General features: G+C 46.3%; 15 protein-coding genes. 3 read left to right on the top strand and 12 right to left on the bottom strand.

The genetic code is table 11. The features are described from left to right. The first annotated feature begins 7 nt into the window (after window positions 1-7). The gene (locus DOM22_RS06010) at window positions 8-577 is read left to right on the top strand and encodes a hypothetical protein (protein ID WP_142699503.1); all 570 of its coding nucleotides are present in this window, start codon (window positions 8-10) and stop codon (window positions 575-577) included. Here the strand turns inward: DOM22_RS06010 and DOM22_RS06005 are convergent. The 4 genes from DOM22_RS06005 to hutU all read right to left on the bottom strand — a co-directional run bounded on the left by DOM22_RS06005 (window position 574) and on the right by hutU (window position 5,074). Then, window positions 574-1,386, bottom strand: a complete 813-nt coding sequence (locus DOM22_RS06005; protein WP_142699502.1) for an ABC transporter ATP-binding protein — start codon at window positions 1,384-1,386, stop codon at window positions 574-576. The genes DOM22_RS06010 and DOM22_RS06005 overlap by 4 nt on opposite strands. After that, window positions 1,386-2,213, bottom strand: coding sequence for an ABC transporter permease (locus tag DOM22_RS06000; protein WP_142699501.1), 828 nt, complete (start codon window positions 2,211-2,213; stop codon window positions 1,386-1,388). The genes DOM22_RS06005 and DOM22_RS06000 overlap by 1 nt, the downstream gene beginning before the upstream one ends. A gap of 8 nt (window positions 2,214-2,221) precedes the next feature. Further along, window positions 2,222-3,214, bottom strand: coding sequence for an ABC transporter substrate-binding protein (locus DOM22_RS05995; RefSeq protein ID WP_371716806.1), 993 nt, complete (start codon window positions 3,212-3,214; stop codon window positions 2,222-2,224). Window positions 3,215-3,427: 213 nt separating this feature from the next. After that, complete coding sequence (hutU, locus tag DOM22_RS05990; RefSeq protein WP_142699499.1) at window positions 3,428-5,074, bottom strand: urocanate hydratase; 1,647 nt, start codon at window positions 5,072-5,074, stop codon at window positions 3,428-3,430. A gap of 87 nt (window positions 5,075-5,161) precedes the next feature. On the opposite strand from hutU, the gene DOM22_RS05985 reads away from it, so the two are divergent. Further along, a complete protein-coding gene (locus tag DOM22_RS05985; protein WP_142699498.1) occupies window positions 5,162-5,776 on the top strand; it encodes a tRNA-uridine aminocarboxypropyltransferase in 615 nt (204 codons plus the stop codon). A 25-nt stretch (window positions 5,777-5,801) separates the two neighbouring features. Here the strand turns inward: DOM22_RS05985 and DOM22_RS05980 are convergent, their stop codons facing one another. The 7 genes from DOM22_RS05980 to DOM22_RS05950 all read right to left on the bottom strand — a co-directional run bounded on the left by DOM22_RS05980 (window position 5,802) and on the right by DOM22_RS05950 (window position 13,264). Continuing rightward, complete coding sequence (locus tag DOM22_RS05980) at window positions 5,802-6,362, bottom strand: GNAT family N-acetyltransferase (protein ID WP_142699497.1); 561 nt, start codon at window positions 6,360-6,362, stop codon at window positions 5,802-5,804. A gap of 163 nt (window positions 6,363-6,525) precedes the next feature. After that, window positions 6,526-8,358, bottom strand: a complete 1,833-nt coding sequence (locus DOM22_RS05975; protein WP_142699496.1) for an amylovoran biosynthesis protein AmsF — start codon at window positions 8,356-8,358, stop codon at window positions 6,526-6,528. A 355-nt stretch (window positions 8,359-8,713) separates the two neighbouring features. After that, the gene (locus tag DOM22_RS05970) at window positions 8,714-9,094 is read right to left on the bottom strand and encodes a VOC family protein (protein WP_142699495.1); all 381 of its coding nucleotides are present in this window, start codon (window positions 9,092-9,094) and stop codon (window positions 8,714-8,716) included. Between the two features lie 158 nt (window positions 9,095-9,252). After that, window positions 9,253-9,633, bottom strand: coding sequence for a hypothetical protein (locus DOM22_RS05965; protein WP_142699494.1), 381 nt, complete (start codon window positions 9,631-9,633; stop codon window positions 9,253-9,255). A gap of 133 nt (window positions 9,634-9,766) precedes the next feature. Continuing rightward, window positions 9,767-10,870: a hypothetical protein gene (locus tag DOM22_RS19990; RefSeq protein WP_142699493.1), complete on the bottom strand. Its 1,104-nt coding sequence runs from the start codon at window positions 10,868-10,870 to the stop codon at window positions 9,767-9,769. Between the two features lie 178 nt (window positions 10,871-11,048). Continuing rightward, window positions 11,049-12,590 carry a histidine ammonia-lyase gene (hutH, locus tag DOM22_RS05955; protein WP_142699492.1) on the bottom strand — a complete coding sequence of 514 codons (1,542 nt, stop codon included), beginning with the start codon at window positions 12,588-12,590 and terminating at the stop codon, window positions 11,049-11,051. Window positions 12,591-12,712: 122 nt separating this feature from the next. Further along, on the bottom strand, window positions 12,713-13,264 hold the full coding sequence (locus tag DOM22_RS05950) for an outer membrane beta-barrel protein (protein WP_246845862.1): 552 nt from the start codon (window positions 13,262-13,264) through the stop codon (window positions 12,713-12,715). Between the two features lie 82 nt (window positions 13,265-13,346). Here DOM22_RS05950 and DOM22_RS05945 point away from each other — a divergent pair, with 82 nt between their 5' ends. Then, the gene (locus tag DOM22_RS05945) at window positions 13,347-13,856 is read left to right on the top strand and encodes an NUDIX hydrolase (RefSeq protein WP_142699491.1); all 510 of its coding nucleotides are present in this window, start codon (window positions 13,347-13,349) and stop codon (window positions 13,854-13,856) included. Here the strand turns inward: DOM22_RS05945 and DOM22_RS05940 are convergent. Beyond that, the gene (locus tag DOM22_RS05940; protein ID WP_142699490.1) at window positions 13,853-16,087 is read right to left on the bottom strand and encodes a hypothetical protein; all 2,235 of its coding nucleotides are present in this window, start codon (window positions 16,085-16,087) and stop codon (window positions 13,853-13,855) included. The genes DOM22_RS05945 and DOM22_RS05940 overlap by 4 nt on opposite strands. Window positions 16,088-16,264 lie beyond the last annotated feature (177 nt).

The following is a 16,264-nucleotide window of genomic DNA, read 5'->3' as shown; positions in this document are numbered from 1 at the left end:
AAGATTTATGAAATGGTTTCTTTTGAGTCTTATCTTAATCAGTTCACCGTCCGCCTTCGCCGATCAGTTGGTCGGTGAAATTAAAATTCAAACAGCCCAGGTGCTGAATGAGACCCAGGAACAGACGAGCTGCAGACTGTACCGCAAAAGAATCGATACCTTTCTGCAACGCTCAAATGAAGCGGCCGTCGCTGCGGCGATGAACAAGGGGAACCTAACTCAAGAACACATCAACCGCGTTCTAGACATCATTCAGCGTGGTGATGTTCCCGCTGAAGTGCAAAATGAAAACATTCTTTGGACGTTAGACTTTGATGTTTCAAAAGCCATAGGTTTCCTTAGCCAACCCTTGCATGTGGAGATTGATTCGACCTATTTACAGTTCGAAACGAATCAAAACTATTTTCCCAATCATTTTAATGTGGCGATCAGCGAAGATAAGATGAATGCCAGGATAACTTATAGGATGACTTACGCTGAAGCATGCTTAGCCCCTGTGAAAGTTCGTATCAAGCTCTCGGCTGATGCCGAGAACTCGCTCGAATTGAGTGCACTATTGAATAGGAATTTGATTTAGTCGCCGGTAGAACCGCGAATTTGAGCGTTTTGGAAGCGGTTTTGCTCGGCCATAACCATGTCGCTGATTTCACGTTTAAGGGCATTGAAATCAGTGGCCGCTGGATTTCTTGGACGAGGAAGATCCACAATCAGATCTTTCTTCACAGTTCCTGGTCGGTACGTCATGACCACAATACGGTCGGCGAGATAAATCGCTTCTTCCATACTGTGAGTGACGAAGACCACGGTTTTTTTGGTTTCTTGCCACAGCTTGATCAGCTCGTCTTGCAGACTTCTGCGGGTCAAGGCATCTAACGCTCCAAAGGGCTCATCCATAAGCATAATCGGTGGATCCAAGGCCAAGACGCGCGCGATCGCCACACGTTGGCGCATACCACCGGAAAGATCTTTCGGGAAGCGCTTACGGAACTCTGTTAGCTTCAATTTCTCTAACAATGATTCCAAAGTCTTTTGGATTTGCTCTTCGGGCACATTCTTTTTAATGCGCAGACCGAAAGTAATGTTGTCTTCAACCGACATCCACGGAAACAATGCGTACTCCTGAAAAACCATTCCACGATCTGGTCCTGGCTCTTCGATCATTTTATTCTCGACCAGAACTTGGCCATTCGTGGGCAGCGAGAATCCCGCAATTGCGTTTAACAAAGTGCTCTTACCACAGCCTGACGGCCCCAGCAGGCACAAGAACTGCCCACGGGGAATTTCTAGATTGATGTCTTTCAGAGCGATAACGTCTTTACCCTCTTCGCCACCAACGAAGATTTTATCGACGCCTTGAACTTTGATTTGTGTTTCTGTGTTTGCCATTATTCAAGACCTCGGTGCCAACGGAGCAAGTAGTTGTTCAATTTATCCACCACCGTATCGATCGCAAGCCCCAACAAACCGATCGAGAACATCCCTGCAATAATTTTATCAGACCAGAAATATTCACGAGCTTCCAGAATGCGGTAACCAAGACCGGAGTTTACAGCGATCATTTCTGCAACGATCATACAGATAAATCCCGTTCCGATACCGATACGTATGCCACTTAGAATGTACGGCATGGCTGCAGGTACGATGACTTTTCTAAACATTAAAAAAGATCCCGCACCTAAGTTACGAGCTGCACGGATATAGATAGAATCCACGGCGCGCACTCCCACGATGGTGTTCATTAGAATCGGAAAGAAAGCTCCCAAAGCAATCAGGAATACTGCCGGAGGATTTCCCAAACCGAACCACAAGATCGCAAGCGGAATGTAGGCAATCGGGGGAATAGGACGAAGCACTTGAACCAAAGGATTAAAGTAATCGTAAACCTTTTGGCTTGCTCCCATCAATAGACCCAGTGGCAACGCTAAAACTCCGCCAATCACACATCCCAGGATCACACGATAAAAGCTGGCCCACAAATCGTGAACCAGTTCGCCAGAAAACATCCAGGAAAATCTGGAAACTCCTGAAGCAGGATCATAGGCTTCTTGGGGCATCAGGTATTGGTACCAACGAACGATCACCGCCGAGGGGGCCGGAAGAACTTGCGGGTTCACCCACCCAATACGGACCACCAGCTCCCAAATGGCGATGGCAAGTATTGGCACCCAAATCCCTTTGATACGCGATAGGAAATCTATTTTAGCCTTAGCCATCAACGCCCCTATTTCACACCCAAAGATTTTTTCGCATCTTCCAACAAATCAAGCTTCACCCAGTCCGTTGCTTTCGGGGGATTTTGCATACGACCCACACCGAATTTTTGCATAAAGTCTGTCGTGATTTGAATGTGCTCTGCAGTTAAGTGATACACATAGGGAGAGTTGCCGATAGCATCTTTAAAATCCTGATTTGTGATCTGACCTTTAAACATTTTTTCGACAACGAATTTTTCAGCGATCTCTGGTTTATCCATGAAAAGCTGAGTCACTTCGACAAAGCATTTTACAAATCTTTCAGCGACCGGCTTTTTCTCGTTATACATTTTTTCGGTCATGACCAGCGTACGAATTGGTTTACCCATTTCTGTATCGTAGGGTTTCAACAATTCAGTTCCCCAGCCTTTGTTGATGGCTTGGGAAGACTGCGGCTCACTTTGCGCCATGGCATCGATTTGTTTCGCAGCCAATGCCTGATTCAAATCGGCAAAGGCCATGTAGACAATCGTCACGTCTTTGCCTGGTTTATCGGACCAAGTCAGATTGTTTTTCGCAAGCTCTGCCAAAAGCAATAATTCTTGCGCTCCCCCGCGGGCCACACCGACTTTTTTACCTTTGAAATCTTTGACAGAGGTGATCTTGGAATCTTTACCCGCAACGATACGAGCGCCACCCTCAGCGAATCCTGCAATCGCGTAAATAGGAACTTTGCTAGCACGACCCGCGATGGCAGCATCAGCTGCACTAGCCGCAACATCGATTTCTCCAGCGATAATCGCTGGCATGATATCGATACCTTTTGCAAACACGCGCTCTTGAACTTTCAAATTATATTTACCGCAGTATTCCGACATGTAACTGATGGCACCATAGTGCGCAAATTTCAAATTTCCCACTCGCACCACATCAGGTGCGCCTTTGGCTTGAGCATTTGCGAAACTTAAGGGAGCTAATGAAAGTGAAGCTAAAAGCGTGGTGAAAACAATCTTGTGAGACATCATGAAGACCTCCAGTTTTTTAAACCATCACTTAATGGTCTGACTGATGGCACAAGAATGCAAACAAGAATTAGCTGAGAATAAGCAGCCCTCGGCTGAGAGTGAAATTATCAAGCAGAGACAGCGTTAATGTGAGAAAAAAGGCCGAAGTGTTTTTCACTTCGGCCAGTTAAGTAACAGTCTTTTTGGTAGAATTATGTAACCGCGTTGAGACTACAACCAGCAGCTATTTACGCCGCGCTCTTTTGCAGTTTGTTTTGCAAGATCATAACCAGCATCCAAATGTCTGAAGACACCCATTGCTGGATCCGCAGTTAATACACGCTCAAGTCTGCGAGCGGCTTTTTCAGTGCCGTCTGCCACGATAACTTGGCCCGCATGTTGGCTGTAACCCATGCCTACACCACCACCATGATGCAAGCTCACCCACGTAGCTCCGCAAGCTGTGTTCACCATGGCGTTTAGCAATGCCCAGTCACTGACTGCATCGGAACCGTCTTTCATCGCTTCTGTTTCACGATTTGGTGAAGCCACAGAACCGCAATCCAAGTGATCACGACCGATAACGATCGGGGCTTTCACTTTGCCCTCTGCCACAAGCTGATTCAACATCGCGCCCGCTTTCGCACGCTCGCCGTATTCAAGCCAGCAGATACGCGCCGGAAGGCCTTGGAACGCAATACGCTCTTCAGCCATATCCAACCAACGAAGAAGATCTTTTTTGTGTGGGAATAGCTTTCTCATCGCATCGTCAGTCACTTTGATATCAGCTGGATCACCAGAAAGTGCAACCCAACGGAATGGACCCGAGCCTTTGCAGAACAATGGACGGATGAAAGCAGGAACGAATCCTGGGTAATCAAATGCATTTTCAACACCCGCTTCTTGAGCACGGGCACGTAAGTTATTTCCGTAATCGAAAGTAACAGCTCCCTTGTCTTTCATCGCAAGCATACCGCGAACATGTTTCGCCATGGAATCGTAAGCTGCTTTCAAGTAAGCCGTTTGATCTTTTTCACGGAAAGTTTTTGCTGTCTCGACAGTGTAACCTTCAGGGATATAACCCACCAACGGATCATGCGCAGATGTTTGGTCTGTCAAAAGATCCGGTGTGAAACCTTTGTCGATCAATTGGTGAATGACTGTCGCCATGTTACCAAGAAGAGCTACGGATTTAGCTTCACCCGCTGCGGTGTATTTTTTGATACGAGCAATCGCATCGTCGATATCTGTCGCAACTTCGTCGATGTATTTTGTTTCAAGACGTTTTTGAATACGAGTTGGATCGATTTCAACCGCAAGCACGCAAGCGCCAGCAAACACTCCTGCAAGAGGTTGTGCTCCACCCATACCGCCCAAACCAGCAGTCAGGATCACACGGCCTTTCAAATCGCCATTGAAGTACTGGCGACCAGCTTCAACGAAGGATTCGTAAGTTCCTTGGATGATCCCTTGAGTTCCGATATAGATCCATGAACCCGCCGTCATCTGGCCGTACATCATCAAACCTTTTTTATCCAGTTCGTTGAAGACTTCCCAAGTAGCCCACTTAGGAACAAGGTTCGAGTTCGCAAGCAAAACTCTTGGAGCGTCTTCGTGAGTTTTCAAGATACCGATGGGTTTTCCAGATTGAACCAAAAGAGTTTCGTCGTTTTCCAGTTCTTTAAGTGCTTCCAGAATTTTATCGAAGCATTCCCAGTTACGAGCAGCTTTACCGATACCACCATAAACAACCAAGTTTTCTGGATGTTCAGCGATGCTTGGATCCAAATTGTTTTGGATCATGCGGTAAGCGGCTTCTTGCAACCAGCCTTTACAAACCATCTTGTTACCCGTTGGGGCCTTAACGACGCGAGACATGTGCTCTCCTTTGAAATCTGAAGAGCTAGAACCTAACAAAGGTCGCTGGTATTGACAATTAAGCGCTCTGCATCAATAGTGGGCCCGATGACTCTAGAACGTAAAAGAAAGACCAAAGACCCTTGCCCCGTCTGCTTTTTAAACAAAAGCCGCTGTGTCTGTGCGTTCATTCCTAAATTAGACCTAAAAACCCGCCTTTGCCTGGTCGTACATGCCAAAGAGCTCAAACGCACAACCAACACCGGCAGACTGGCGATTGAAGCCTTGGTGAACAGCGAAATGCGCATTCGCGGAGCCGATCAAAATGCTTTGGACTTGAGTGATTTGCTGACGCCGGAGTATCGCACCGTCATGTTTTATCCTTCAGATGATGCCAGGGAATTGACGGCAGAGTTTGTCGCCGAAGATCCCCGCCCCATTCAATTGATTGTTCCGGATGGAAACTGGCGCCAGGCCAGTAAAGTTCACTATCGTCATCATGAGTTAAAAGATGTCCCGCGAGTGATGATCAAAACACCAAACCAGTCACCAGTACACATGCGCGCAGAAAACACTCCGGAAGGTATGGCGACTTTGCAAGCCATTGCGGAAGCTATCGGAATTATCGAAGGCGAAGCTGCCAAAGAACCTTTGATGAAACTTTACCGCGTAAAACTTGAAGGCACGCTTCAAGGCCGCGGCATAAAGCCTGATCATTTCTGATCAGGCTTTGAATGGAAAATAAGGATTACTTGGCCAAAGCTAACTTATTTTTTTGATATAAAATTGCATCGCGAGATTCTGGTCCAAAAGCCGGTAGTACCAGTCGATTCTTTAGAATTTCTTTTTTCTGAAATCCTGATTTTTCTAGAACCCTTTGCGTCGCAAAATGTTCGACGTCAACAGCAGTCTGAACAAGTTCAATTCCTTTCTGATCAAGCAGCCAAGTTGTAGCTAGATCACAAGCTTCAGATGCGTATCCGTGACCCGCGTGCATTTCTGAGATTCCATAGTGAATTTCAACTTCTTGCATTTTCGGGAATACCAGAAAGATGCCGATGGGTTCCGACGCAACAATATCTGCAATGACCCATGCAAACGGACTCCCAGCCGAACTCCAAGCGTTTTGCGTCCACTGATTTAGAAAATCGTCCACCTGTTCAATGGACTTATAAGGTTGGCGTGCGAGGAATTTAGAGGACGATGTGGAGCCAAAATAGTGATGGAACAACGGAACTGCATCCCCTTTTTTTAAGGAGCGAAGTTGGATTCTGTATCCTTTCAATTCCGTTGGTTTCAATTCAACCATAGTTTCTTATAGCTACGAATCTCTGACAGGTCACTTAGTAAATGCTTTTAAGCCAACTCATGGCTTAAAACGCACAGGCATATTGAATCTATTCATTCCATCCAACCTCTAAACGCAACAAGCCCGTCTTTTTAGGACGGGCTCTGGATTAGAAACAAGAATTTTACTTCACATCAAAATAAGGAATGGCGACTTGTTCACCATTGATCACCACAGACAAATAGCCTTTGGCTTTGCTTGTGTCGACCTGCGAAGCAGTTAGAACTCGCGACGCCATCAACAAATCACCCTGCTCGTTGCCACCGATTCCGGCTTTTCCATTGTGCAAACTAAAGCGCTGAGGAGCTACTAGACTGTTACTCGGAGGAGTTTCAGCTGTCATGACGGCGTCAAAGCGTATGCATTGCCCAGCCATAAAGCGATCCTTACCGTTAGTCTTCATTAACACCATAACAATTGGCGTCCAGTTCGCAATCTTCACGAATACTCTAGTATCTGTAGCAGATCGTTGCACAATTCGCACTTCCTGCACCGGAGAATTTCCTTCTGCTGACCAACTCGCCTCTGCCAACTTATCCGTTTTGTGTTGCATGTGAATGACAGCGCGCCCGCCAGTGGTTTTCCCATTAACCGGATTCATTAGTACCTGAGTGTCACTACCGTTGCCGTACTGTGTTTGACCAAATAATTCAATTTCCCAACTATCTCCCATGTTAGGCGTAAAGAAATTTCCCAACTGAAACCAAGTCGCCTGACCAGTATCGTTGCTAAGTCTAAAACGTGAAGTAAGGAAATTATATTTCAGACTTCCGTCGAAAGCGGCACCAAAGGACTCAACTCTTGATGAACCCATCTCCCAAGCACTCAACCAGCGGCTAGGGTCAGTGCCTTGCATGGAATTGTCAATACTGCTTCCAGATTGCAAATTAATCTGACGCGAATTCAAGCGCGACCAACGCGCATTCAACGGGTTCTCACAGTCTTCAATACTGAATGCATCAAGAATCCATTGTCCGTTGGAGATATCTCCTGGATTAGTACAGTGCTCGATCCACCCATTATAAATTAGCGACTGAGTACAGCGTGGCAAGTTTAAAACCTTGCCGCTTTTACAGTTTTGCAAATTGAAATTGGAAAGTTCAATCGCAGTGCTGTGATCCCAATTTCCAGCTGCTCGCCCTGACCAACGGGCTCTGATCACATCATTTTGACAGGCACTTGCGTAAAATTGGTCAATTTTGCAATCTAGAGTATCCAAAAGACTTATAGAAGCGCCCCCTACTTTATCAAAGCGCAAACAGGAGCCTCGGAAAAACTGTCCACCAGTACAAATATTATCAAAGAACCCTTGGTAATTTGGTTTTGTATCAGCCTGTCCCTTGAAGACCAGATTTGAAAGCTCTACCCTGCGCGCATTTACTTTAATCAAAGAACTCGTAGCTCCATCCGAAAGCAACGTCGTCCCCGCGAAATAACCGAAATTTACGTTCGCTCCCGCCATACGGAAGAATGGTATTTCTGCTGCTCCAAAATTAAAACCTGACATAAAAAACGTGCCCGCAGGAAACTGAATGCCAAGTGTGGGATAGTTAGCTTTTGACCAATCAAACATCGCTCTGACTGCCGGTAATGCATCAGTTTTACCGTCGGCCTTTGCACCAAAATCAAACACCGTCAGATTGTTGGGATCATTGATCACACGACGCCAATAAAAGCCACTGCCAGCAAAGACAGTCCCGCCATCATCTGTTCCACTTGATAAATAACCGATAAAGTCGCCACCACCAACGTTAAGCCCCGAATGATAGCTTCTTACTGTCATCTTAGCGCCATTAGCTGAGGGTTTTGTAGTGCGCAGCTCTGCTACGGACCCGATGTCTCCTTGAGCCAAACTTGGTGGCAAAACTGCTGCCTCAGCAGTTCTGGAAATAGTAGCAAGTGATAGAGCAGTAACCAAAGAGCTGCCAACGGATTGCAAGACTTGTCTTCTTTGCATGAATCATCCTTACGTTAATTGAGACTGCAGAGATCAGCCCCAGAGTTCCTAATCACGAGTGAATAGGATCCGGCTGTGGTCACCAAAGCGCAATAGGAGCTCGGCGTAATCTCCTGGAGCAAACGAGAGCAGAAACTGAATTTTTTTGTAAAACTAAATGACGACGATTAAAACCGCTCCTCACAGCTGAATCCAAATTTTTCCGCCGCTTATTTCAGAGGACACTATTTCATTTTACAGGTCTGGCATGAATCAATTTCGTACGTGGCTTATCGCCATAGGACGGCCTCTAAACGCGACAAAGCCCGTCTTTTTAGGGACAGGCTTTTGATTAGAAACAATAGGTTTAGTCAGTCTACACGAATAATTTTACTTCAAGCTCATAGCCATCAGGATCAATGACAAAAGCTGCGTAGTAGTCTGTTCCGTAATCAGGGCGAGGCCCAGGAGCTCCATTGTCTCGGCCTCCATGCTTCAGAGCCTGTTCATAAAATCGATGAACTTCCTCTTTTTTGTTAGCATGAAAAGCCAAATGAAAACCTTCACTCGGTGCGCTTGCCTTTTCAACGCGTTTTTTGATCTCGAAAAACTCTCTTCCTACAGATCTACCCCAACCTGCCCCTGAAGCAGCGGTATACATTCGTTGATGTCCAAGCTCGCCCAGTACTGCATCGTAAAACGCTAGAGATTTTTGAAAATCTGAGACAGAAAATGATATGTGACCAATAAAATCCATTGCCTACAAGTAGCAACCATAATCAAGCCGATCAAGTATGAAATGGTTTTAAGCCACTAGTCGTATATCAATGCATAGAATTAGCGTTCCCCGAGCGATCGGTCTGAGATGAAACTAAAAGCGACCCGGGTGGGTCGCTTTATCGAAATCTAATTTTATTAAATTTCTTCGTCAGTGCCTTCGAAGAAACCATTTGGTTGCAAACCAAATCCAGGAACGTTGTCATCCACGCGGCAGCTTACACGGCAGCTGGCATTGCAGCTTACCCAAGCGCTATTGCCCGGGGAAATATATCCTGGCGAGCAATGGGATGAACAAGATGGAATTCCCATCGAGACGCCACCCTTGATAGTGCAAGTTGAACTTGCATTGTTTTTCGCGGTGGTTTCAGCGCGAGACTGAAGATTACGTGGGCAGAAAGAATCTCCGCCTTTGCAAGAACCAGAAGCACTGCCAGTGCCAGTCACCCAAATCGTTTTTTTCGCAAACGCGGGAAGAACCAGGAAACTTGTAAGAATCAACGCCGTCAATGCTTTCATATCAACTCCTCTTGATGCCGCCAATCTAGCACCATCTTTGCGAGGGAATCAAAAGAAGCTGTCGAATTTCTGCAAAAGCACAGCAAAACCCTTGTTAGGTTCTGCAGTGCTTCTTATTTAGGAATTTATATTATTAATCTAAAGGAGGCGGATTCGAGATCATTTCCTGCATTGATGAACCATAGCGACCATTAGGCACGATCATAGTTGCTTTTCTCCACTCGGGAGTCGCAATGATAAACCGGCCTTGCCCTACTCCCGGCGCATAGGACCAGGAGTTATTAACGGCTTGAGCGTTCGGCCAATAGTCAGCGCCGACATTCACCAGATAGCGTGCAGAAGCGCGATCATCTGTGCCGGTTGCTTTATCCAATATCAAACGCGTGTCCATCGATACGAACACCGCGCGTACGTCTTGCGGGACGATGGTGTTTTGCGAACCATAACCATGGGCAAATTGCGGGTACTTAGGTTTGAAGGAAACTCCGCCGGTTGTTTCATTACGAGTTCCACCATCGGCTGCGAAATCGAATGGATATTTCCACGTGTCAGTTCCTGGGCCCACATTATTGGACAGAAGCTTCCAAGTGCGAGTGGATTCAGACAGCACGTAAATTTTCAAATTACGATATTGAACGCGCGTGTTCGTTGCTGTGTTGCCTTCGGCTTCAAAAACCTGCATCCAAGAATTTAGCAACGTACACCATGCAGGTTTCGTGTAAGGAAACCAACTTGGAATATCTGCGGCCGCTGGAGACTGCATGATTATTTCCGGCTTTTTTTGCCACTCGTAACGGATATCAGGAATTTTAGCTTCGTGAGATGTCGCCATCTGACTGTTCACGACCTCAGTGATTGTCACCATTGGTGTTGCCGTTGGAGACGGAGTCGCTGACGGCGATGGCGTTGGGCTTGGCGACTGTGACGGCGAAACCGTAGGTGTCGGCGAGACAGTTGGTGTCGGAGTTACCGTTGGAGTTGGCGTTACGGTTGGAGATGGTGTTACTGAAGGCGTCGGACTAACTGTCGGAAATGGAGTTGGTGAAACTGTTGGCGACGGGGTTACCGATGGTTTTGGCGACACTGATGGCGTCGGAGTTGGTTTAACTCCTTGATCGGATTCTTCTGAACTTGATGATTGATCCAATTGCCAGGAATTGCCTGAGGGAGCGCAACTGACAACTAAACTACTCAGAGCGAAAAGCAGGGCTCCGATTTTTGACGGTGCATTCATCATTCATCCCCCGATTACCATTGTAGTCTATAATCGGAAGGAGAAGGTGTAAATTGAACCGCAGGCTGAGCGCTATCTGCCCACGGCTAAATTAGAAGTGATTGACGTAAAAAAACCGCCATCAAATTACAGAGGAATTTGGGAACATTAGGTTATCAGTGTCTCAACCAGAGACACTGTTTTACCACTCTAGTTCACCCACTGTTTTTTCGACGATGTTCATTAGTTCCCCAGAGATCATCATCGCTTTGATAGCTTCAACGTCTTTATGGAAGATACGGTCTTCTTTTGCGAACGGAACTGTTTTTCTGATGTGATCATGCACAGCTTTAACAGCTGCGGATGGTTTTAGTGGAGCGATCAAGTCAATCGCTTGCGCACCAGAAAGCAATTCCATCGCTACCACGTGTTCTGCGTTTCTTAGGATTTGTGCAAATTTTCTTGCTGCAATGGTTCCCATGGAAACGTGGTCTTCTTTTTCAGCAGATGTCGGGATTGAATCCACTGACGCTGGATGTGCCAAAACTTTGTTTTCACTTACCAATGAAGCTGCTGCCACTTGCACGATCATGTGACCGGAATTTAAACCACCGTTTGGTGTTAAGAACGGAGGAAGGTCACTCATTTGTGTCGAGATCAATTTAGAAATACGGCACTCAGAAATGCTTGCTTGAGAAGAAATTACGATACCTGCAAAATCCATCGCGTGTGCCACGGGCATACCGTGGAAGTTACCGCAAGAAAGAACTTTGTTCGCATCAGCGAATACCAACGGATTGTCTGTCGAAGAGTTTGCTTCGATTTCCAAAACTTTAACGGCGTGACGGATACCATCTTTCGCAGCACCGTGAACCGCTGGCATACAACGAAGAGAGTATGCATCCTGAACGCGGTGATCTTGGTGTTCATGCAAATGGCTGTCGCCGATTTCACTCGACTCCCCCATAAGCTTGATAAGATTGCGACCTGTTTTACCTTCACCCGCGTGAGGACGGCTGGCTTGAATCAATGGATCGAAAGGTTTTCTGGAACCTCTCATCCCTTCAACAGTCATGGCTCCCGCAAGGTCCGCGATCCACAACAAGCGGCGCGCTTCCCACAAAGAAAGCAAACCGATGGAAGTCATCACCTGACAACCATTGATCATGGAAAGACCTTCTTTGGCCTTCAATTCAAGAGCTGTGATTTTTTTCTTTTCTAATAATTCTTTCACGTGAACTGGTTTGCCATCAGCTCCCCAAGCCTCACCCTCACCGATGATAGTCAAAGCCAAGTGAGACAGTGGCGCCAAGTCACCCGATGCGCCCACAGAACCCTGAGATGGCACAACCGGGATGATGTCGTTGTTCAAAAATTCCAAAATTTTATCAACAACTGTCGGACGAATACCGCTATGACCCTTAGCCAAAGCATTCGCACGCAAGATCATCATCGCGCGTGTTTCAGTTTTTGTGAAAGGAGCCCCGATCCCCATGGAGTGAGAACGGATCAAGTTTCTTTGCAGTTGTTCAATTTCAGAATCAGAAATGCGCACTGAAGAGAAAGCACCAAAACCAGTGTTCACACCGTACATTACTTCGCCACCGGAAATACGGCCTTCGATATAGTCACGGGACTTTTTCATCGCAGCGCGAGCTGAGTCCGCCAACTCCACTTTCGTGGATGGTGTGTGCGCGGCTTTATAAAGGTTTTCAATAGTGATGTTTTCACCGGTAAGTTGCATGGTGGGGGCCTTTCGGGTTCAGTCTTAAAACGAGGCCCGACTTTACCGATAACGCTGCGCCCAATCAAATAAAAAAGCCGGCTGTGAACCGGCTTTTTTTCTCTCGAATTGTGAGATCAAAATTAGAAGTGAAGAGGCAAGGAAACTGACAACATATAAGAGCTTGCTTTGTTGTCTGGGCTGTTGTCCGTACCACTGTTAGTTTCAACTTTGTTGATGTTTTCGTTGATGTACTCAAGATTTAAAGAAATGAACGGAAGAGCTGTGAAACCCACACCAATTTTGATCGGGTTGCCAGTGTATTTCGCGTTAGAGCCGCCATCCATTTTCAATTCACTCGTTACACCATAACCAACCCAACCTCTAAGCAAGATCGGAAGGTCGATACCAGCCACAGCAAACAATGTATTACGCTTCATTGTTTCGTTAGAACCTGAATCAGGTTTGTAGTTACCGCTCACACCCAAGTTGTAATCCAAACCAAGCCACAACATGACAGGAGTAGTCCAAGCAAGACGCGCCCCCATGTTGACCAACTCTGTTTTTGCATCTGGATTGTTGTCAGTGAATTTACCCATCTCAAAACCCAAATATGGTTCAATCATAACGCCAGCGTGCGCTGTGCCCGATAGTCCCAAGAACAAAGCCAGAACGAGCCACATTTTTTTCATCATCTTCTCCTTTTGTAACAACAAAAATAAAACTACTTGCTCTACAATTCTGGAAGCACCTGAGCTCGAGGTCAAGGAGACCACTATGGCTAGACCCGCCTTTAGAGACGACAAAGAATATTATGAATCACTCCCCGGTAAACGCGTTAGCACCTGTGCCCTGATATTTTATAAAAACCAGCTGCTTTTAGTTCAACCCAGCTATTCTGCGGGATGGATCCTGCCTGGTGGCACGGTTGAGGCCGAGGAATCCCCAATGGATGGACTGATGCGAGAGGTTCGCGAAAATCTGGGAATTAACATCACCCCGACCCATGTCCTGGCGATCGATTACATCTCGAACAAAGACGTAAAAGGTGAATACTTGAGTTTTCTGTTCGGAACGATCGATTTAAGCGAGAAGCAGGCACAAAACGTTGTGGTGTCGATGATGGAAATTAAAAACTTTAAATTCGTCGATATCGACGTGGCTTATTCCATGTTAGTCCCGGCGATTTCTCGCCGGGTTGCCAGTGCACTGAAGGCTGTTTCTGAAAATTACATGATGGTGTATCTGGAGGACGGAAAGATTCCGCCCCGAGATTTACCTCTTTAAAGTGCTGGTTTCAATGGTGGCAGAGTTGCCAAGCCATTTTTCACTGCATCTTTCGTGACGCCAGGAACTTCAGAGATCACTGGCTTCACATATTCTTTCAAGTAACGACCAGGAATATTCGTGGTCGTGTACTTCACATTATACGAAGACATGAACGTGTTGTTGATTGAGTAGTTCATCTCCACACCTGCTCCAGCGATATCCAATACTGTTTGGAACAAGAACGGGCTTCGTAGCATCTCTTTACCGAAATTTGCATACGAATTGGCGAACGCTTTGTCGTTGCGGTTCGCATACATTTCCATATCGCCAACCGCAGAGTACATTTTTTCTGCGGCATCATTGGCACTCCACTTAAGGCGCATATCACAGCTGCTCATGCCTTCGTCTTTACGGCAAAGTTCCCAGGTGTCGGAGTTGCGTGTGTATTCTTCAGCTTTTTTATTTACTAGCGCTTTGAATTGATATTCAGACATAGCAGAAATCTTGTGCATCACTTTTAAAGTCTGTGCTTCATCCAAAGTCGCTGTGAAGTTCACTTTCGCATACTGCAAATCAGTTAACGTCGGCAGATTCACCATCAGGACATTTGCCATGCCCGTCTTTTTAACCAACTCTTTGATCGCAGTGCGAACGTCTTTGTGACTTGAAGATTCATCATCAGCAGTCCAAGTGTATTGTCCGAAAAGTGCCTTTTCAACTCTGCGCTCTTTCAAGTCTTTCACTTTAACGACAGCTCCGTAAAAGGCTTCTGTCATAGACGTATGAGTGTCACCCTGCTTGCTGCGTTTTTCTTTCAAGTAAATTCCGTATTGAACATCGGAGTTAGTTTGATCATAGAACGCTTGAGTGGAAGAAATATCAAAGATTTTACCTGCAGACCACGTTTTGTAAGCCAAAATTGGAATACCAAAGAAAAAGTTATTCAGCTTACCGGTTTGACGTTGATTGATTTTTTCCCACTTAGTCACAGGACCTTGAGGATTTTTAGCCGCATACTTTTGCACGCCCGCGACATTTCCTCTGATCAAATCACTATAAGCTTTAGCACCGTCTGGATCCTGTACGTTAATCTTGTACGAAATGCCATCAGAAACACTTTTGAATTTCGATGTACTCACTGTTGCCAAAGAAACTGACATTTGAGCCTGTAAAGTATCAATTTTTACGTCATCAATACGGACGTAAACATTTTGGCTATCAATTTTTTCAACATAAGTTTGGAAAGTTCCTTGCGCTACGTAAGTTGGACCTGCGCCCACAGAGGCAAAGCCCACTGATGATGAGAAGATAATTCCACCATTCGACGCATATGTTACATTGTCACCAGTCGCCCAAGCATTAAAATCAGAAGCCTTTCCTGGCAAGGACAGAGCTGGAAAGCTACGCGCTTCTGACTGTGTTCTTACGTTACGTGTGGAGACCATGTCGCGACCTTCAAAAGGAATCAAACCAATGCTCCCCCAGAAAGATTGAGCAAGGCCCGTGGCGTTTTCAAAATAGAACATCAAGTTCACGCCGACACCTGCAGCAACACTTTTATATTTCGTCACTTGAAAGCCCCCGGAATAATCACCAGAAAGCAAAGTGTCGTTCGCCGCATTGAAATCTTCTTTCACTGCAGAAGTCAGGGCTTTTGCCAAACGTGGATTATATGCCGTTTTATTGACAACCTGAGTACCCCAGTCGAAGTTCAAGAAAAACGCTGGCAATAATTTTGCCTTCAATTTTCTTTTCGGTTTGTTGTCACGACGTTCTGGAGCTGGAGCAGCTTCATTTGGCTCTTGCTCATTGTTCTGATTATCCGTTTGTGCTGGCTGTTCTTTTGCCGGTTCCTTTGCAGGCTCTTGAGCTGGCTCCTTTGTCGGCTCCGCTGGCTTCACAGGTGGCTTTTCCTCCGGTTTTGCCGGAGGTTGCTGTGGCTTTGGAGTTGCCGATGGAGTTGGCGTCGCCGATGGTTGCGGCGTCGGTTGCGGGTTTGCCGGAACACTTGGTGTTGGCGTCGGCACCGGCGTTACAGGAGTCGGAGAAGGAGTCGGTGTTGGTGTCGTAGGTTTTGGAGGCGTCGGCGGCTTTGGTGGTTTTGGCGGTTTAGGTGGCTTCGGTGGTTTGTGACCACATTTAATGTGATGCTTGTGGCCTTTTACACCACCAGCGTGGGCTTCTTCCTGAAAGCTCAACGACATTCCAAGGACCGTTAAAACTGCAAGTGCTAGTTTCGCGTTCGACACGTTCTTCTCCCGGCAAATAATGGTTATTCAGTTTATTAACTATGCGAACCATTAATAAGACCGTTCCAGAGAAATTCAAAACAGAGTAATTTCGACAGGGAAACACTACTGGAGTCGTAACCGGGTCATACAGTACAAATGCAGCCTTTTCTTAAAGGCGACACTTTTCGGAACCGC

Source organism: Bdellovibrio sp. ZAP7 (assembly GCF_006874645.1).
Classification (GTDB): domain Bacteria; phylum Bdellovibrionota; class Bdellovibrionia; order Bdellovibrionales; family Bdellovibrionaceae; genus Bdellovibrio.
This window is presented reverse-complemented; position numbering and strand designations above follow the sequence as displayed.